Here is an 18,248-nt window from a genome sequence, read left to right on the forward strand (position 1 = left end):
TCCCGAGTCCCGAGTCCCGAGTCCCGAGTCCCGAGTCCCGAGTCCCGAGTCCCATCTTTAAAAAAACGCCTGCAACCCGGTCTGTGCCCGCCCCAGAATCAGCGCGTGCACATCGTGGGTTCCCTCGTAGGTGTTCACCGCTTCCAGGTTCATCACGTGGCGAATCACGTGGAATTCGTCGGCGATGCCGTTGCCGCCGTGCATATCGCGGGCGACGCGAGCGATGTCGAGGGCCTTGCCGCAGTTATTGCGCTTCATCAGCGAGATCATGGTGGGATCGAAGTGTTTGTCTTCATCCATGATGCGGCCGACCCGCAGCGAACCCTGCAGGCCCAGGGCAATTTCGGTCTGCATGTCGGCGAGTTTTTTCTGGAACAGCTGGGTCTGGGCCAGCGGCTTGTTGAACTGCTTGCGGTCCAGGCCGTACTGGCGGGCGGCGTGCCAGCAGAATTCCGCGGCGCCCATGGCGCCCCAGGAGATGCCGTAGCGGGCGCGGTTGAGGCAGCCGAAGGGGCCGCGCAGGCCGCCGATATCCGGGAATTTGTTTTCCTCCGGTACGAAGACGTTGTCCATTACGATTTCGCCGGTGACGGAGGCGCGCAGGGAGAATTTGCCTTCGATCTTCGGCGCTGAGAGGCCCTCCATACCCTTGTCGAGAATAAATCCGCGAATCTCGCCCTCGTCGTCCTTGGCCCAGACCACGAAGACGTCGGCGATGGGACTGTTGGTGATCCACATCTTGGAGCCGGTGAGGCGGTAGCCGCCGTCGACTTTCTTCGCGCGGGTCTTCATGCCGCCGGGGTCGGAGCCGGCGTCCGGCTCGGTGAGACCGAAGCAGCCGACCCACTCGCCGGTGGCGAGTTTGGGCAGGTACTTTTCTTTCTGCTCCTCGGAGCCGTAGGCGGAGATGGGATACATCACCAGACTGGACTGTACGCTCATCGCCGAGCGATAGCCGGAGTCCACGCGCTCCACCTCGCGGGCCACCAAGCCGTAGCAGACGTAGTTCAGGCCGGCACAGCCGTAGCCGTCGATGGTGGAGCCCAGGAGCCCCAGGGCGCCCATTTCGGTCATGATCTCGCGATCGAAAATCTCGTGGCGATTGGCTTCCAGTACGCGGGGCATCAGTTGGGTCTGGCAGTATTCGCGCGCTGTGTCGCGAACCATACGCTCTTCGTCGGTAAGCTGGCGGTCCAGTAGCAGGATATCGTCCCAATGGGCCAGGGGCTGGTGTTTGCTCATAGGTTTCTCGTCTACTTCCGTTTCTCTCTGTTGTATGCCGGTATTGTATGCCGGATGTCCGGCCGGTCGTATGCGCCGGCATGATACTCAAGTCGGCGCGTTGGGGCATTTACTAAGCGTAAACAACCGTAAATTACCTTGCAGTGCCAGGGGTGGATTACATAATAGGCGCAAATTAGTTCCTAACTTGGTGTCTTTGGTTTTTTGGTGAATTTCCTACTGTTTTTTCGCCGCAGCACAGTCATTTGTCTGCCATTGCTGGCCGCCTGCGCGCAGACGGCGCTGCCACCGGATCATCCGGCGGAAACTCTGGGGCTGCCGGATAGTTTCCGCACTTCCGGCAGCGCGGAGCGCCGCATCCGCTGGTGGCGCAATTTTGACGACCCGGTCATGGACCGGCTGATCCAACTGGCCCTGCGCGACAGCCCGGACCTGCAGGCGACCTTATGGCGCCTGGAACAGGCGGAGGCCGCGGCCCGCGGCGCGCGCTCCGGTTTCTGGCCGCGGCTAACCGGACGTCTGGATAACACCGAGCAACGCTTCTCCAGTGACGATTTCGAGGACAGCGATAGTGAGGGCAACAGCTGGGGCGGCAGCCTGGCCGCCAGCTACGAGGTCGACCTGTGGGGCCGGGTTCGCGCCGGCGCCCGGGCTGCGGAGACGAGCCGGCTGGCACAGGCGGAGAGCCTGCAGACCGCGGCCCTGACCCTGGCGGCGGAAGTGGCCGATACCTGGCTGCAACTGCTCGAGCAGTGGGGCCAGCGGGATCTGCTGCGGCGACAACTGGAAACCAATCGCAAAACCCTGCGGGTTCTCGAACTGCGTTTCGGTGGTGGCACCAGTAGCGCCGCGGACGTCCTGCAGCAGCGCCAACTGATACAGCAGTCGGAGCAGGAACTGCAGGCTGCGGAGGCGGATATCGAGACTCTGCGGGTACAACTGGCCGCATTGCTGGGCATCAGTGCCGAACGGCTGCCGGATTTTGTACGCCCCGATTCCGTTATGCCGTCGCTGCCGGCCCTGCCGGATACCGGTGTGCCCGGGCAGTTACTGCTGCGCCGCCCGGATGTGAAGCGGGCACAGCGGGAACTGCTGCAGGGCTATTATCTCGCCGACCAGGCGTGGGCGGAGCGCCTGCCCGCCATCACCCTGAGCTCGGTAGCCAGTGGTGGTGGCACCGCCATAGCCGACATCCTCGACGGATGGCTGCTCGCCCTCACCGCTGCCGCGGAGGGCGTCATCTTCGAAGGCGGCCGACTGGCCTCGGCCCAGGCGCAGCAAGAGGCGGTGGTGCAGGAACGCTGGGCCCTGTACCGCAACGTTGTCGTTCAGGCACTGTCGGAAGTTGAGCAGGCGCTGATCCGGGAGCAGGCGGTGCTCGATCGCCTGCACCACCTGCGTGAGCGGGAGCGCCTGGCCGGACTGATCGCCGAGCGCCAGTTGCAGGCCTACAGCCGCGGCGCGGTGGACTTCCTTAACGTGCTTACCGCCACCAATGATCAACAGAGCCTGGCGCGGCAGATACTGACCGCCCGCCGCGAACTGATAGAGAACCGGGTAACCCTCTACCGCGCCCTGTCCGGCGGCCTGCCGGCGGAGGACCTGCCGGTTGCGGAACCGGTGGAGCTGGAGTTGTACCGGGCGGAGGAGAGTTGAGCGGTTCAATTACGCTAAGTAACGGGCCGGGGCGGTCCTGCTACCGGTGGCTTTTTGCGGGACACGGGCTAGGCGCCCCCCCTAAATCCATCCCTGGAGGCTTGTCCGCGAGATCCCTCTCGCAGACAAAACGGCAGGACTGCCGTTTTGGACGCCGAAGGCGCCCGAAGGGCGAGGGCCATGGATGGCCCGAGTCACAGTCCCGCAAAAAGCCACCGGCATCAGGGCCTTCGCATCACGACCATCGCTTAACTTTCCGTGATTCAGGTCTGAGCCTTCGCATAATGATGGTTACTCGATCTATCGCCATTAACAGGAGGGCTAGATGCTGAAACGAATCAACTGGAACTTCGCGCTTCCGGTATTGCTGCTTTTGCTGGCGCTGCTGGTCTCCAGTTGGCTGCTGCGAGAGAAGCCCACGGTGAGCCGCGGTGCGCGGACCGCACCGGCGCCGCTGGTGGATGTGGTGGAGGCCGAGCGCGGTCGTTTCCCGCTCACCGTCAAGGCGGTGGGCAAGGTATCGGCGCGGGAGTTTGTCGAACTGCAGCCGCAGGTGGAGGGGCGCGTGGAATGGCTCGATTACGACCTGGGTCCGGGCTCCACCCTGGAGAAAAACCAACTGCTGCTGCGCATCGACGCGGAACCTTATCAACTGGCCCTGCAGACGGCGCGCAGCACCCTGGCGGAGCGGCGCGCGGAGCTGCAACAGGAGGAGGGCCAACGCCAGGTGGCCGAGGAGGAATACGCATTGCTGGGCTCCTCGCTGCCGGACGCGGACCGAGCCCTGGTGCTGCGCGAGCCGCAACTGGCCGCCGCCCGCGCACGAGTGGCGTCGGCGGAGGCGCAGGTCGGTCTCGCCCGCCGGGACCTGCGCCTGACGGAAATCCGCTCGCCGTTCACCGGACTGCTGGTGAGTCGCAGTGTCGATATGGGCGACCGGGTGGCACCGGGAACGGTGCTCTACCAACTGGCCGGCGCCAACCGTTTCCAGGTGGAGGTGGAAGTGCCGGCCCGGCAACTGGCGCGGCTGGGCGGGCCGGACCCGGAGGTGCGTATCCACGGCAGCCAGTGGCCGAAAGGGCGGTTCCGTCAGGCGGAGTTCGTGCGCCTGATCCCGGTTCTGGAAGAACAGGGCCGGCTGGCGCGGGTGCTGGTGGAGTTGCCGGACCCGCTGTCGCTGGATGACCCGGCCCAACCGCAACTGTTGCTCAACGACCTGGCGCGGGTGGAAATCACCGGAAGTACCGGCGAGGAGCGCGTGCGTGTGCCACTCACCGCCGTACAGGACGGCGACCGGGTGTGGCAGGTGCAGGAGAATCGCATCCACATCCAGCCGGTGGAAATTGCCTATCTGAGCGGGGACTACGCGGTGCTGGAGAGCGGCCTCGACGGCGGCGAAACCCTGGTTACCACCCGCCTGTCCGCGGTCATCGACGGTATGCCGGTGCGCCTGTCTGGGGAAGATAATAAGGGCGGGGATAGGCTCCCCGAGCTGGGGCCGCCTGGTAGTGAAGGGCGGTCGGGCACACCTCCGCGCGAGCCGGCGGCGAAAGCGGCGCGGGGAGAGCGGGGATGAGCGACACTCGGCAGAATCCTCCCGCCAAGCGCCCGCCGGTGGAAACCCGCGGCGGCGCCATCGCCTGGATGACCCACAACCACGTCACTGCCAACCTGCTGATGCTGGTGTTTATCTTCGGCGGTCTGGTTTTCTCCCTCATTATCAAAAAGGAGGTCTTCCCCGAGTTCAGCCTGGATATGGTCTCGGTGCAGATCTCCTATCCCAGCGCCAGTCCCGAGGAGGTGGAGCGCGGCGTGCTGGTGGCGGCGGAACAGGCGGTGCAGGGGATCGTCGGTATCAAGGAGATGCGCGGCACCGCCTCCGAAGGCGGTGCCTCCCTCATCCTGGAACTGGACGAGGACGCCAACGCCAACCAGGTGTACCAGGACGTGCAGCAGGCCATCGACCGGGTGAGCACCTTTCCCTCCGATATCGAGCGTCCCCGGGTGAGCCTTGCGGAGCGCAAGCGGGACGTGATGGATCTGGTGATCCACGGCGACCTGGACGACCGCACCCTGCGCGACGTCGCCATGCAGGTGTACGACAAGCTTGAGGCCCACCCGGATATCACCCAGCTTTCCGCCTCCGGCGTGCGCGATTTCGAAGTGGCGGTGGAGGTGCGCCGGGACGACCTGCGCCGCTACGGCCTGACCCTGCGGGACATCGCGCAGTTGATCAGCAACGCGGCGGTGGACGTGCCCGCCGGCGGGGTAAAATCCACCGCGGGCGAAATTCTGGTGCGGGTGACCGAGCGCCGCGACTGGGCGCGGGAGTTCGGCGATATCGTCGTCGCCCGGGGCAGCGGCGGCGGCACGGTGCGGCTGAAGGATATCGCCACCATCCGCGACGCGCTGGTGGATGAGCCGCGCAACATGGTCTTCAACGGCGAGCCGGCGGTGGGCATCGATGTCTATCGCGTGGGCAACCAGACTCCGATGAGCATCAGTGAGGCCACCCGCGCGGTGCTGGACGAGGCGCGCCTGTCGCTGCCACCGGGGGTGCATATCAGCATCCGCGACGACGACTCGCAAATTTTCAAGGAGCGCCTTTCGTTACTGTTGAAAAACGGTTTTATTGGCCTGCTGCTGGTGTTCGTGGTACTGGGCGCGTTTCTCGAACTGCGCCTCGCCTTCTGGGTGACCCTGGGTATTCCCACCAGTTTCCTCGGTGCTCTACTGTTCCTGCCCGCGCTGGATATCTCCATCAATATGGTGAGCATGTTCGCGTTTATTATCGCGTTGGGCATCGTGGTGGACGACGCGATTATCGCGGGGGAAAACATTCACGAGTGGCGCCGCCTGGGATACAGCAATATGCAGGCCGCGATCGCCGGCGCGCGGCAGGTGGCGGTGCCGCTGACCTTTGCCATTCTCACCAATATCGTCGCCTTTATTCCGCTGATGTACCTGCCCGGTTTTATGGGCAAGATTTTCGGCATCATCCCCTTCGTGGTGGGCTCGGTATTTATCATTTCCTGGGTGGAGGCGCTGTTTATCCTGCCTTCGCACCTCGCCCATTCCCGCCGGGGGTACAGGAACCGCTGGACGCGGCGGATCGCCGCGCGCCAGAAAATGATCGCGCGCAGCCTGGACCGCTTTGTCGAAGTGCGTTTCAAACCGCTGCTCGATCTCTGTGTGCGCCACCGCTACACCACCATCGCCGTGGCCATCGCCACCCTGTTGGTAGTGGGCGGCTACGCTGCCAGCGGGCGCATGGGTTTTACCCTGATGCCGAGGGTGGAGCGGGATTCCGGGCGGGTGCAGGTCACCTTCCCTCCGGGCACCGCCGAACAGCAACTGGAAAAGGCGCGGGCGCAGATCATCCAGGCCGCCAACCGGCTGCTGGAGGAGGGGGAGCGCAAGCGGGCTTTTCTCGGCATGCGCGGCCTGGTGAATGGCGACGCGGTGCAGGTGGATGTCTACTTCACCCCGTCGGACCAGCGCGACTTTACCACCGGCGAGTTCGTGCGCGACTGGCGCCGCGCGGTGGGCCCGATGCCCGGCGCGCTGAGTTCCAGCTTCGCCGCCGACCGCGGCGGCCCCGGTGCCGGCGCTGCGCTCACCGTGGAGCTGCGCCATACGCACACTAGTACCCTGGAAGCGGCGGCGCAACGGCTGGCGATGGCGCTGAAGGATTTTCCCAACGTCAGCGATATCGATGCGGGCGTCTCCCTGGGCAAGCAGCAACTGGACCTGACCCTGACGGAAACCGCGAAAAGCCTCGGCCTTTCCGCCGAGGAGATCGGCCGCCAACTGCGCACCTCGCTATACGGCGCCGAGGCCATGCGCCAGCAGCGCGGGCGCGATCAGGTGAAGGTGATGGTGCGCCTGCCGGAATCCGAGCGGATTTCCCTGGACGATGTCTCCAGCATCATGATCCGCGCCGGCAACGGCCTCTGGCTGCCTCTGCCGGACCTGGTGGAAGTGGACAAGGGCCGCGCCTACGCCACCATCAACCGCCGCGAGGGCCGGCGGGTGATGACGGTGACCGCCAATGTGGAACCGCCGGACCAGGCGGCACTGGTGATCAACGAACTGAACCGCAGTGCCATCCCGCAATTGCAGGCGGAGTTTGCCGGGCTGGCGGTCTCCTACCAGGGGCGCCAGGCGGAAGAGCGCGAGGGCCTGGCCTCCCTGGGCCTCACTTTCTCCCTCACCATGGCCGCGCTTTACCTGCTGCTGGCGATTCCGCTGAAAAGCTATATTCAGCCGCTGACGGTGATGGTGGCCATTCCTTTTGGGGTGATCGGTGCGCTGCTGGGCCACCTGCTGATGGGCTATGGCCTGAGTATGGTGAGCCTGCTGGGCATGGTGGCGCTGGCGGGAGTGGTGATCAACGACACCCTGGTGATGATCGAGTACGGCAACCGACTGCGCGCCGGGGGTACGCCGGTCACTGATGCGATCAAACAGGCTGCCGCGCGCCGCTTCCGCCCGATCATCCTCACCACGGTGACCACCTTCTGCGGATTGACGCCGATGATCTTTGAGACCTCGGTGCAGGCGCGGTTTATGATCCCGATGGCCATTTCCCTGGGTTACGGCATTCTCGCCGCCACCACCATTTCGCTGCTGCTGGTGCCCTGCCTGTACCTGATGTTTGCCAGGGATATTCCGCAGTTATTCAGTATGCTGAAAAATAGCCGAAAATTCGCCAGGGCGTAGGATGGGGCGGAACAGCGCGCGCCCATCCTCACGGATTTATCTGCGATTTTAATCCCTGCGCAAATCGTCCTTGATCGCGATCGGGTTGGGGAAATTCAGCACCACGATATAGGAGGAGACCAGGAAGGTGAGTATCGCGGTGGCTTGGATCAAATGGGATGCGGCGCTGCCGATCAGCTCCTGGCTCGCGGCCAGGAAGGCGATCAGCAGCGAGAATTCGCTGATCTGACCCAGGCGGAAACCGATGTCCCAGGCCAGCACCTTGCGTTCGCTCTGGCGGCCCAGCAGGTAGCGGAACACCACGGGTTTGATGATCAATACCGCTACCGCGGTGACCACAGCAGCCAGGGCGATTTCCGGCAGTACAGACAACTTGAACTGGGCCCCAAGGCTGAAAAAAAACAGAATCAAAAAGAAATCCCGCAAGGGCTTCAGGCTCAGGGCAATGTATTGTGAGATACGGCTGGTGGCCAGGGTGATGCCGGCGATAAAAGCACCGATTTCCCGCGACAGCCCGAGGATCTCCGCTGTTTCCGCCAGGCCCATACACCAGCCCACCGCGAGCAGAAAAACATACTCGTGAAAGCGGTCGAAGCGGGTAAACAGCGGTAGCAACAGAAATTTCACCACCACCCAGGCGATAAGCACCAGCAGCGGCAGGGCGGCAAAAGACAGGCCTATTTGCATGGGGCTTAATGTTTCCGCGCCACCGCCCAGCAGTATCATCAGGCAAGTGATGGCTACGAAGTCCTGGAACAACAGCAGGCCCACCATCAATTCGCCCAGGTGCTTATGGTGCAACACGGTGGTGGGCAGCAATTTGATGCCGATAATGGTACTGGAAAACATCAGCGCCATGCCGATTACCCAGCACTCGATGGCGGTGAACCCGAACAGCCGTCCGATCCCGTAACCCAGGCCGAGGAAAATTGCGCTGCTGATCAGCCCCACGAAGGTTGCCTTGCGCATTACCGAGAGCAGCGCCTGGGGCTGCATATCAAGGCCCAGCAAAAACAGCAGGAAGATAATGCCAATACTGGATATTTCCGCCAGCAGCTGCACATTGTCGATCACCGCAAACCCCGAGGGACCGAGCGCTATCCCCAAGGCGATATAGGCCACCAGCAGCGGCTGGCGCCCGAAGAGTGCCAGCGAGGCCACGATGGCCGCGCCGCTGAAGATCAGGAAAAAGGATTGAAAGAGAGCGATTTCCTCCACTGGAGATCCTTGTCTGGGTGGGCCTTTACCCCATTATCCATAGATGCGGGTGGGGCGGGAACAGTGGGTATTTTTTTGTCGGGCCCCGGCGCATTGTCGTCGTTTCCGGCGCAGGAACGTCATGCCGGACCCGATCCGGTACCGGAACCCGGGTGCCACTGGACTGGATACTGGCGTGCGCCGGTATGACCAGAGCTTGATTTGAAACAGAGCATCCACATAGGCTGCATAAGCTGCGCTGCCCGGGTCATTACAGATTGAACCAGCGCAGGTTCTCCGCCTCGGGCGACAGAATCGGCTGCTCGCACTCCTTTCCGTTCGGTTGCCGCAGGATTTCCAGCGCCTGCTGCAAATAGTCCCGCAGAGGCGTCTGAACTTTTTGCGTGGGAGCCAGTGCGCCCGCATCCAGTTCCAGGCGCAGCGGCGCCTCGCCGGCCTCGCCCTGGTAGCGCCAGACGCCGGCCTCCATATCGTACTGGTAGTAGGGCAGCAGCCGGTGGCCCCGGTCGGCAATGATTTCAATCGCCTCGATAAGGTAGTCCACCGTCTCCTCATCCAGGAAATAATTGAAGTTCAGGCGCACCCAGCCGGGCTTGAGGATACTTTCGCCTTCGCTCACCAGTTGTTCCAGCGCCTCGCTCTGCTCCGGGGTCAGGTGCAGCAACTGGTGGCCGTAGGGGCCGGCGCAGGAACAGCCGCCGCGCACCTGGATACCGAAGAGGTCGTTGAGCAGCGCCACCACAAAACCGTGATGCAGGGGTTTGCCGCCCCGCAGGATATGCAGGGAGACAATGCCCACCCGGGGCAGCTCGGTGCCGCCGAGTATTTCGATATTGGGGTTCTGCTTCCAGCGCGCAAAGGCCCTGTCCAGCCATCGGGCTTCGCGCGCCTCGATTTCCTCTGCGCCCACCTCGTCCTTGAGTTCGAATACCAAACCCGCGCGCACCGATTCCACGATTGCCGGGGTGCCGGCCTCCTCACGGCGTTCGCCGGCGGGCAGGTAGGTGTGCCGGTCCGGTCCCACCCAGGATACGGTGCCGCCGCCGGGTATCGCCGGCTGTTCCGGTGGCAGCAGGGATTTTTTCACCACCAGGATGCCCGGGGTGCCGGGGCCGCCGACAAATTTGTGTGGGGAGATAAACAGGGCGTCCTTGCTGGTTGCGCTGCCATCGCCATTCGCATCGATGGCCACGTAGGGGGCGGCCGCGGCGTAATCCCAGAACGACAGGGCGCCGTGTTTGTGCAGCAGGCGGGTGACTGCGTCCACGTCGGTGCGGATGCCGGTGACATTGGAGGCGGCGGAGAAGCTCCCGATTTTCAGCGGGCGCCCGCTGTAGAGGTCCAGCGCCTCCTCCAGCGCAGGCAGGTCCACGCCGCCCTCGGCGTTCTGCGGAATGGTCACTACGTCGGCGACGGACTCCCGCCAGGGCAGGTCGTTGGAATGGTGTTCGTAGGGGCCGATAAACACCACCGGGCGCCGGGCTTCGGGGATTTTCGTAGCCTCTGCTCCAAAGCGCTGGTAGTGATCGGCGCGCAGCCCCAGGCTGTCCACCAACCGGTTGATGGCCGCGGTGGCACCGGCGCCACAGAAGATCACCGCGTGCTCGTCCCCGGCGTTTACGGACCTGCGGACCATCGCGCGCGCCTGTTCGCGAAAGGCGGTGGTCTGGCGACCGGTGGCAGAGGTCTCGGTATGGGTGTTTGCGTACCAGGGCAGCACACGGTTGCGGATAATGTCCTCGATAAAGGTCAGGCCGCGCCCGGAGGCGGTGTAGTCGGCGTAAACCAGCGGGCGCACGCCGAATGGGGTGACCAGCGGCAGGCGCTCGCCGATCACGCTGTCGCGAATATGGGCCATCAGGGATTCAATGGAGGGCATCTCTACCTCAAACAAAGTTGTTATTCTGTTTCGCCTTTCTCTCTTGTAGGAGCGGCCCATGGCCGCGATCGGTGTCGGCTACGTAGCCAAATCGTTCGCGGCCATGGGCGGATGGCCGCCCCGCCGCTCCTACAGGGTCCAGATCCGGACAGAGCAGTGGTTATTCACCAGGCGGCGGAATGGGCAGTTCCGTAGTGCTCTTGATCTGCTCCATGGCAAAGTTGGACACGATATCGCTGATGCCCACGTGGCGGATCAGTTCCTTGTAGAAACGGTCGTAGGCGGCGATGTCGCTGACCACGATCCGCAGCAGGTAATCGTAGTCCCCGGCCATGCGATAGCAGTCCACCACTTCCGGCTGTTCCGCGATGTGGCTGGCAAAGGTTTCAGCCCATTCGGGGGTGTGCTGGTCGGTTTTCACCTGGGCGAATACCGAGACCGGCAGGCCGAGGATTTCCGCGTTCAGCAGCGCCACTTTGCGGCGGATGATGCCGCTCTTCTCCAATTTCTGAACCCGGCGCCAGCAGGGGGTCTTGGTGAGTCCCACGCGGTCGGCCAGCTCTTCGATGGAGAGGCTAACATCTGATTGCAGGATGGCAAGAAGTTGTCGATCGATCGCGTCAAGTGAGGACATAATTCTACAAAGCTCCCAAAACCGCGGGGCCGTGTATCCTTTGGCGATGATTTGGACGCCATCACTGGCAAAAAATACCGCTGTTGGTTTGAGTGTAGTGGAGATATCCGATTTTCGGGGGATGGTTGGGCTCACACTGCACCGTTGGAGATAACGTTAGTCTCCGAACGATCACGGCGGTAGTGGAATTTCCCTCAAGGTTGAGTGGCTGATCGGTTAGGCGTTCGCCCTACGGCGAATTGTCGTCGTTCCGGCGAAGGCCGGAACCCAGGTGCCACTGGGCTGGATACCGGCGTGCGCCGCTATGATTACAGCCTGATTTGAAACAGAGCATCTACGGCACTCAGGCCGCATCCTTGGGCGGAAACATCGGTTCGAAGAGACCCATTTCCATCGCCCGGTGCACCTTGGCCATCAGGTCCATTTCGGTGAGTTCCTGCAGTTGCTGCAGGTCGTCCAGCACGTAGTAGACCGGCTGCACGATATCGATCCGGTAAGGAGTGCGCAGGGCGTCGAGCACATCGAAGTCGTAGCGCTTGGGCTCATTGCCCAGGGCGTACAGAGTCTCCTTCGGCGAGGACAGGATGCCGCCACCGTAGATGCGCAGGCCGTCCCGGGTGTGGAGCAGGCCAAACTCCACGGTGAACCAGTAGAGCCGGGCCAGGTAGGCGCGCTCCTTGGGCGTGGCCGCCAGGCCCAACTGGCCGTATTTTTCGGTGAAGTTGGCGAAGGCGGGATTGGTGAGCATGGCGCAGTGGCCGAAGATCTCGTGGAAAATATCCGGCTCCTGCAGGTAGTCGAACTCCTCGGGGGTCCGGATAAACGTGGCCACCGGGAACTTGCGGTCCGCCAGCAGCCCGAAGAATGTCTCGAAGCCGATCAGCGCCGGCACCCTGACCACCTCCCAGCCGGTTTCCCGGCGCAGCACACTACTGACTTCTTCCAATTGCGGGACGCGGTCGTGGGGCAGGTCGAGCAGTTCCAGGCCGTGCAGGTATTCGTCGCAGGCGCGGCCGGGAACCACCTTGAGCTGGCGCTCGATCAGCCGGTGCCAGGTCTCGTGCTCGATATCGGAGTAGTGAATAAAGCCCTGTTCGTCCGGCTTGTGCGCCACGTACTTGCTGGGCTTCTCGGCGTCTTTCTTCATGATGCTCTGCTCCGGCGGTATGGCCCTCATCAGGGCTGCCGCGCTGTCCATTGTTCTTATCTCCTGTCCATTTTTAGTTACCGGGCTTCGGGTCGGCGATATCCAGGGAGGCGATCTTGTGGCATTTGGGGGAGCGGAGATACACTTTCTGTAAATTTATCTTTACAGGCCGGCGATGAGAGTCGAAATAACTTGTGCCAACCGCGTGGGTATCCTGTATGAGATTATGCAGATATTCGGCGAATATCGGATAAACGTGACTTCGGGAGAGCTGGGGGGAGACAGCGGGGACAAGGTCTACCTCTCGGCTCCCAATATGCTCGCCACCCAGTACCAGGCTATCGAGAAGTCCCTGCTCAAAGTGCCGGGCGTCAAGCGGGTGCGGCGTATCGCGCTGATACCTTCGGAAAGGCGTCACTTCGAACTGGATACCCTGCTGCGACATGTGGTTGATCCGGTTCTGTCGGTGGACAGGGAGGGGCGGGTGATCGCCGCCAACCTGGCGGCGGCGCGGGCCTTCGGGGTAAATCTGGATCGGGTGCCCGGGCTGCAGTTGCAGCGCTTCCTCCCTCTCTTGCAGGTGGCGGAACTGCTGCGGGATTTCGCCGTCCCCCGCTACGGTTTGCCGGTCGCCGTGCGCGGCAGACCCTATCTCATGGAGTGGTCGCCCATCGCCCTGGCGGAAAGCCCGGGGGCCGTGGAGTCCCTCGCGGGCGCGGTGCTGACATTGCAGCCCCGGGAGCCGGGACTGTCGAGCCCCGAACTGCCTGAGCCGGTAGCACTCTGGGACTGGGACCGCCGCAGGGACTGTTGCCTCCAGCTCCAGGAGTTGGCCGGGCTCGGCGCCCCCGTGCTGATCGCGGGCGAGCCCGGCAGCGGCAAGAGTTCCTTTGCCACGGCCCTGCACTACCTTTCCCCAACGGCGGGGGACTGCTATCGCGTTGATCCCCGGGGTGGCCAACTGCAATTGCCGGATCCCTTGCGCGGGGCTGGCACGGTAATTCTGGAGGATCTGCACCTTCTCTCGGGAGAATCCCAGTTGGCCCTGGTACGCCGTTTAAAGGCGCTGCCGTCGGACTTTCGCCCAGTGGCCACCTGCTCGAACACTGCTGGGCTGGCGGCACCGCTGGCCCAGCTTTTCTCCTCCCTGGCCCTGCGCCTTCCCCCGCTCAGGGCCATGCGTCCGGCACTGGAGCGCTTCGCGGCGTCGATATTGCGGGAACTGGGTCGGGGAGGGGAGCCGCTGCAGCTGTGCGACCAAGCTCTCCCGCTGATGCGAAGCCACGACTGGCCGGATAATTTCAGCGGCCTGAAAAACTACCTGAGCGCCGCCGCCAGCCGCTGCCGGGCCGCCGGCCGGCAGCGAATAGAGCTGGAGGATCTGCCGGATCTGGCGGTGAGCGCCGAGCTGCCCTGGCGCGACTGGAGCCGCGGCCTCAGCTACCGGGAGATTATGGAGCAGATGGAGAGAGCCTTGTTCACCGAGCTGGCCGCCGGGCGGCCCTCCACCCGGGAGCTGGCCAAACGGCTGGGAATTTCCCACACCGCGGTGGCTAACAAATTGCGCAAATACGGACTGAGGTAGGGGGGAATCTCAGGCACTAACTTAAGGGTTGGCAGGGCAATTTTGTAGGATGGGCAAAGCGTAGCGTGCCCATCAAGGCCCGGTAGATGGGCACGCTACGCTTTGCCCATCCTACAATGAGAAGCTGCTTACCTTGGCGCCATTCGGGGCGAACCTTGCTTTCGTCGTTCCGGCGCATGCCGGAACCCAGGGGGCCACCGGTATGACGAGCCAATGAGAGCTTGATGTTAAGAACGAAGTTTCTGCAAATGATCAACGATCGATTCTGCCCAGCAGCATATCCTTGAACATCACAAAATCCCCCCACAGGCTGTAGAAAGGATTTTTGAAAGTGGCCGGCCGGTTGTGCTCAAAAAAGAAATGCCCCACCCAGGCAAACCCGTAGCCGGCGAAAGGCACCGCAACGAGGTACCACAAATTGCCGCTGAACAGTGCAACCGCCAGCAGCAGGATCACCAGGCCGGTACCGACAAAATGCAGGCGGCGACAGGTGAGGTTGCGGTGCTCCTCCAGGTAAAAGGGATAGAAGTCGCAGAAGGATTCAAATTTTCTCGGTTGTGCGGTAGCCATGGCTGTGCTCCCGGTTCTTATAATAATCCGGGCCAGTCTATCGGTATCCCTGGCTCCATCCAAGCCGGGCGAAAATGCGCCGAATTTGATAGGCTGCGCAGATTCCCTCTTCCGCCAGTTAGTGGAAGAAGGCAGGGGAGAGGGCAAATAATGAGGAAGTTATGGCAGGTCCACTCGCACATCTGAAGGTTCTAGATCTCAGCCGCATTCTGGCGGGCCCCTGGGCCAGCCAGGTATTCGCCGATTTTGGTGCCGAGGTCATCAAGATCGAGCGCCCCGGCCGCGGGGACGATACCCGCCACTGGGGGCCTCCCTACCTCAAAGATGCACAGGGCGCAGACACCTCGGAGGCGGCCTATTACCTGAGTGCCAACCGCGGCAAAAAGTCCGTGACTGTTGATATCACCCGGGAAGAAGGCCAAGCGCTGATCAAACAGCTGGCGGAGCGCTGTGACATCCTGTTGGAAAACTACAAAGTTGGCGGGCTGAAAAAATACGGGTTGGATTACGAGTCCATCAGGCCCGTTAACCCCGGGATTATCTACTGCTCCATCACCGGTTTCGGCCAGACGGGGCCCTACAGAAACCGCGCCGGCTACGACGCCATGATTCAGGGTATGGGCGGCCTGATGAGCATCACCGGAGTGCCCGAGGGAGAGCCCGGCGCCGGCCCGCAAAAAGTGGGAGTGGCGGTGGCGGACCTGATGACCGGAATGTACGCGGTCTCCGCGGTTCTCGCCGCGGTAATTCACCGCCAGCAGACCGGTGCCGGCCAGTATATCGACCTGGCGCTGCTGGATACCCAGGTGGCCTGGCTCGCCAACCAGGGGCAGAACTATCTCACCTCCGGCAAAAGCCCGGAGCGCCAGGGCACCGGTCACCCCAATATCGTGCCCTATCAGGCGGTACCGGCGAAAGACGGCTATTTTATGCTTGCGGTGGGCAACGACGACCAGTTCAAGCGATTCTGCCATATTGCCGGCCTCGACGAATTGGCGGAACAGCCCGCCTACGCCACCAATGCCGCGCGGGTCCTGGCCCGGGAACAGCTGGTCCCACTGATCGAAGAGGCCACCCGCCGGCAGAAGGCCGTTTGGTGGCTGGAAAAGCTCAGCGACGCCCACGTGCCCTGCGGCCCCATCAATGACCTGGACCAGGTCTTTGCCGACCCCCAGGTACAGGCCAGGGGAATGGTGCTCGAGCAGCCGCATCCGCAGGCGGGCGCGGTGAAAACTGTGCGCAACCCGGTGATATTTTCCGAGACCGAACTCGAATACGAACAGGCACCGCCGGTTCTGGGGGAGCATACGGAGGAAGTATTGCGGGAGTGGTTGGGGAGAAGCGAAGACGAGATCGCAGAGCTCAAGCGGGAAAATATTGTCTGAATATCGTTATCAACCCGGCGAGTTTTGCGGCCGGGCTAACTACTCACCCCGACAGTCCCCTCTCCCCCTTTGGGGGACAAATCCGCCGGGAGCGGATTTAGGCAGCTTTAGCTGGCCGAAGGCCGAGCGCCATGGATGGCGCGAGTCACTGGGTTAGGGAGAGGGGGAGCCGGTCAGCGCCCCCTCCCCCGCAAGCGGGAGAGGGGAGGGTAGTTACCGGCCGGGTTAATGAAGCGGAGAGGGAGCCCGAAAATGAATATAGACCACATCAATATCAGCGCGCCGAAGGATTTGCTGCGCGAGATCAAGTATTTCTACTGTACGGTGCTCAATCTGCAGGAAGGCTACCGGCCCAGCTTTTCCCGTCCAGGCTTCTGGCTGTATTCGGGCGACCGGCCACTGGTGCATTTGACGGAAAGTAAAATGCATTACGGGGGCGAATGGCGGGGATACCTGGACCATGTGGCGTTTCAGACCGAAGACCTGGCTGCGGTAGTGGAGGGGCTGGAGCTTCTGGGTGTTTCCTACAGGAAAACCCACGTGCCGGACACCGGCGTGACGCAGCTTTTCTTCGAGGACCCGGCGGGTACAGGGCTCGAAGTCAATTGTATTGACAGGAGCTGAGCGTCGGCCGGCTGAACAGGAAATGTCAGGTGCTTAAAAATCTCGTTAACAAAAAATCGGGAACCATCCTGTACGTGCAGATATGGGAAAAGCGCATCCGGGTCACGGATATCGGCAGCGGCAGGATTTACGACCAGGTTCCTCAGCTGGCACTGGAGGAGAAAAAGGGACGGCGGACCGTCGCTGCCGTGGGCAGCCGCGCTTCGTCCGCATCCGGAAAGAATATTGAAGTGGTGAACCCCTTTTCCCACCCCCGCTCGCTTATCCGCGACTTCGCCGCCGGCGAACAGCTTTTTCAACATATCTTCAGAGAGCTCTCAGGAGACACACTGATTCCAGCTTCGCCCACTGTGGTATTACAGCCCATGGAAAAGACCGAGGGGGGGCTGACTGATGTAGAAATTCTCGCTTTCCAGGAAATGGCGCTGGGGGCCGGGGCGCGGGAAGCCGTGGTCTATCAGGGAGAGGAACTCACCCGGCATACTTTTGACTACCAGAAGGTAAAAGAGAAGAGTGTGTCCGGCAAGAGAGCCGCAGGTGAAAAGAGCGGCCAGTTTATACAGTGGTTCTTTCTGCTGTTGTGGCTGGTGCTGATTGCGGCCATGACGTTGTTTGGTGAGCGGTAGGGGCCCGCTTTATACCTTTGTGTAATTGACAGGGCAGGTTACACGGGGTAATTCTTGTTTCCCGGCCGAAATCATAAACGCAGGCCTGCGTCTGGCGGATACTCTGGTCGACAGGGTGAAGTTTTCCCGGCACTTCAGGCCCGAGCGGGGCCCGGACACCGATGACTTCGCCTGATCTTACCAACCACAAGTTTTACTAATCATAAGCAAAGGCAATAGCAGCGATGAAACCCTCGATTTTTGTGCTCACTTTCTTGATGCTGTATGTAACCGGTTACGCCACCGCCGCAGCCCCGATTTCCACCCAGCCGGTACCGCGTACCAAACAGTTCCCCTGGATGAGCCTGTCCACCTGGTACCAGAAGCACGCTGACGACGTCAGGGTCGCCGAACAGGGCCGTGCCCGGGTGATATTTCTGGGAGACTCCATCACCGATATGTGGGACCACGCCCAGAATGTCTGGGATCGGGAGTTCGCACCCTTTCAAGCCGCCAATTTTGGTATCGGCGGCGATCTCACGCAAAACCTGTTGTGGCGCCTGGACCACGGGGCTATCGAGAAACTCAATCCTGATGTTGTGGTTATTCTGATCGGCGTGAACAACTTCCTGCACAACGACGCCAGTCCCCGGGATACCTTTGCCGGAGTACAAGCCGTGGTTGACCGGGCTCTGCAAGGTTACCCCAGCGCCCATATTGTTCTGCACGGTATCTTCCCCTACGGGGAAAAGGCGGGCACCCCTGAGCGCGAGCGGGTAGAAGCCACCAACAAATTGATTAAAACCCTGGCAGACAATTCGCGTGTTGATTATTACGATTTCGGCCCGGTTTTTTTGCAAGACGACGGCCGAATCAGCAAAACCATTATGGCCGACTACCTGCACCCCACCGAGCGCGGTTACGAACTCTGGGCCGAACAGTTGAGCCCGGTACTGTCCCGCCTTTTGAAAAAGTAAGGAA

The 18,248-nt window shown here is 62.1% G+C and carries 14 protein-coding genes; 8 read left to right on the plus strand and 6 right to left on the minus strand.

Going from position 1 to position 18,248, the window contains the following annotated elements:
• Positions 1-57: 57 nt before the first annotated feature.
• Entirely contained in the window at positions 58-1,242 is a 1,185-nt protein-coding gene (locus PP263_RS04375) for an acyl-CoA dehydrogenase (RefSeq protein WP_308367153.1), read from the minus strand.
• A 207-nt stretch (positions 1,243-1,449) separates the two neighbouring features.
• On the opposite strand from PP263_RS04375, the gene PP263_RS04380 reads away from it, so the two are divergent.
• The 3 genes from PP263_RS04380 (at position 1,450) to PP263_RS04390 (ending at position 7,620) form a co-directional block, all read left to right on the plus strand.
• Positions 1,450-2,898, plus strand: coding sequence for an efflux transporter outer membrane subunit (locus tag PP263_RS04380; protein ID WP_308367154.1), 1,449 nt, complete (start codon positions 1,450-1,452; stop codon positions 2,896-2,898).
• 325 nt (positions 2,899-3,223) lie between these two features.
• Entirely contained in the window at positions 3,224-4,474 is a 1,251-nt protein-coding gene (locus tag PP263_RS04385; protein ID WP_308367155.1) for an efflux RND transporter periplasmic adaptor subunit, read from the plus strand.
• Entirely contained in the window at positions 4,471-7,620 is a 3,150-nt protein-coding gene (locus tag PP263_RS04390) for an efflux RND transporter permease subunit (RefSeq protein WP_308367156.1), read from the plus strand. The genes PP263_RS04385 and PP263_RS04390 overlap by 4 nt, the downstream gene beginning before the upstream one ends.
• 48 nt (positions 7,621-7,668) lie before the next feature.
• Here PP263_RS04390 and PP263_RS04395 read toward each other — a convergent pair whose 3' ends face one another.
• The 4 genes from PP263_RS04395 to phhA form a co-directional block, all read right to left on the minus strand.
• Positions 7,669-8,838, minus strand: a complete 1,170-nt coding sequence (locus tag PP263_RS04395; protein ID WP_308367157.1) for a cation:proton antiporter — start codon at positions 8,836-8,838, stop codon at positions 7,669-7,671.
• Between the two features lie 250 nt (positions 8,839-9,088).
• Entirely contained in the window at positions 9,089-10,732 is a 1,644-nt protein-coding gene (locus tag PP263_RS04400; RefSeq protein ID WP_308367158.1) for an aminotransferase class V-fold PLP-dependent enzyme, read from the minus strand.
• A 145-nt stretch (positions 10,733-10,877) separates the two neighbouring features.
• Positions 10,878-11,351 carry an Lrp/AsnC family transcriptional regulator gene (locus PP263_RS04405; protein ID WP_308367159.1) on the minus strand — a complete coding sequence of 158 codons (474 nt, stop codon included), beginning with the start codon at positions 11,349-11,351 and terminating at the stop codon, positions 10,878-10,880.
• A 343-nt stretch (positions 11,352-11,694) separates the two neighbouring features.
• Positions 11,695-12,549 carry a phenylalanine 4-monooxygenase gene (gene phhA, locus PP263_RS04410; RefSeq protein ID WP_374693695.1) on the minus strand — a complete coding sequence of 285 codons (855 nt, stop codon included), beginning with the start codon at positions 12,547-12,549 and terminating at the stop codon, positions 11,695-11,697.
• Between the two features lie 124 nt (positions 12,550-12,673).
• Here phhA and PP263_RS04415 point away from each other — a divergent pair, with 124 nt between their 5' ends.
• On the plus strand, positions 12,674-14,083 hold the full coding sequence (locus PP263_RS04415) for a TyrR/PhhR family helix-turn-helix DNA-binding protein (protein WP_308367160.1): 1,410 nt from the start codon (positions 12,674-12,676) through the stop codon (positions 14,081-14,083).
• Between the two features lie 252 nt (positions 14,084-14,335).
• On the opposite strand, the gene PP263_RS04420 is transcribed toward PP263_RS04415, so the two are convergent.
• Entirely contained in the window at positions 14,336-14,653 is a 318-nt protein-coding gene (locus PP263_RS04420; RefSeq protein ID WP_308367162.1) for a DUF962 domain-containing protein, read from the minus strand.
• A 161-nt stretch (positions 14,654-14,814) separates the two neighbouring features.
• On the opposite strand from PP263_RS04420, the gene PP263_RS04425 reads away from it, so the two are divergent.
• From PP263_RS04425 to PP263_RS04440, 4 genes are all read left to right on the plus strand, one after another.
• Positions 14,815-16,038: a CaiB/BaiF CoA-transferase family protein gene (locus PP263_RS04425; RefSeq protein ID WP_308367163.1), complete on the plus strand. Its 1,224-nt coding sequence runs from the start codon at positions 14,815-14,817 to the stop codon at positions 16,036-16,038.
• A 252-nt stretch (positions 16,039-16,290) separates the two neighbouring features.
• Positions 16,291-16,662, plus strand: a complete 372-nt coding sequence (locus PP263_RS04430; RefSeq protein WP_308367164.1) for a VOC family protein — start codon at positions 16,291-16,293, stop codon at positions 16,660-16,662.
• 29 nt (positions 16,663-16,691) lie between these two features.
• On the plus strand, positions 16,692-17,288 hold the full coding sequence (locus PP263_RS04435) for a rod shape-determining protein (RefSeq protein WP_308367165.1): 597 nt from the start codon (positions 16,692-16,694) through the stop codon (positions 17,286-17,288).
• Between the two features lie 224 nt (positions 17,289-17,512).
• Positions 17,513-18,244: a GDSL-type esterase/lipase family protein gene (locus tag PP263_RS04440; RefSeq protein ID WP_308367166.1), complete on the plus strand. Its 732-nt coding sequence runs from the start codon at positions 17,513-17,515 to the stop codon at positions 18,242-18,244.
• Positions 18,245-18,248: the final 4 nt, after the last annotated feature.

This window comes from Microbulbifer sp. TB1203, from assembly GCF_030997045.1.
Classification (GTDB): domain Bacteria; phylum Pseudomonadota; class Gammaproteobacteria; order Pseudomonadales; family Cellvibrionaceae; genus Microbulbifer.

Bases quoted from the DNA above. Each gene is read 5' to 3' on its own strand.
- PP263_RS04375 (WP_308367153.1), bottom strand. From the start codon at position 1,242: ATGAGCAAACACCAGCCCCTGGCCCATTGGGACGATATCCTGCTACTG.
- PP263_RS04385 (WP_308367155.1), top strand. From the start codon at position 3,224: ATGCTGAAACGAATCAACTGGAACTTCGCGCTTCCGGTATTGCTGCTT.
- PP263_RS04390 (WP_308367156.1), top strand. From the start codon at position 4,471: ATGAGCGACACTCGGCAGAATCCTCCCGCCAAGCGCCCGCCGGTGGAA.
- PP263_RS04405 (WP_308367159.1), bottom strand. From the start codon at position 11,351: ATGTCCTCACTTGACGCGATCGATCGACAACTTCTTGCCATCCTGCAA.
- phhA (WP_374693695.1), bottom strand. From the start codon at position 12,549: ATGGACAGCGCGGCAGCCCTGATGAGGGCCATACCGCCGGAGCAGAGC.
- PP263_RS04415 (WP_308367160.1), top strand. From the start codon at position 12,674: ATGAGAGTCGAAATAACTTGTGCCAACCGCGTGGGTATCCTGTATGAG.
- PP263_RS04420 (WP_308367162.1), bottom strand. From the start codon at position 14,653: ATGGCTACCGCACAACCGAGAAAATTTGAATCCTTCTGCGACTTCTAT.
- PP263_RS04425 (WP_308367163.1), top strand. From the start codon at position 14,815: ATGGCAGGTCCACTCGCACATCTGAAGGTTCTAGATCTCAGCCGCATT.
- PP263_RS04430 (WP_308367164.1), top strand. From the start codon at position 16,291: ATGAATATAGACCACATCAATATCAGCGCGCCGAAGGATTTGCTGCGC.
- PP263_RS04440 (WP_308367166.1), top strand. From the start codon at position 17,513: ATGAAACCCTCGATTTTTGTGCTCACTTTCTTGATGCTGTATGTAACC.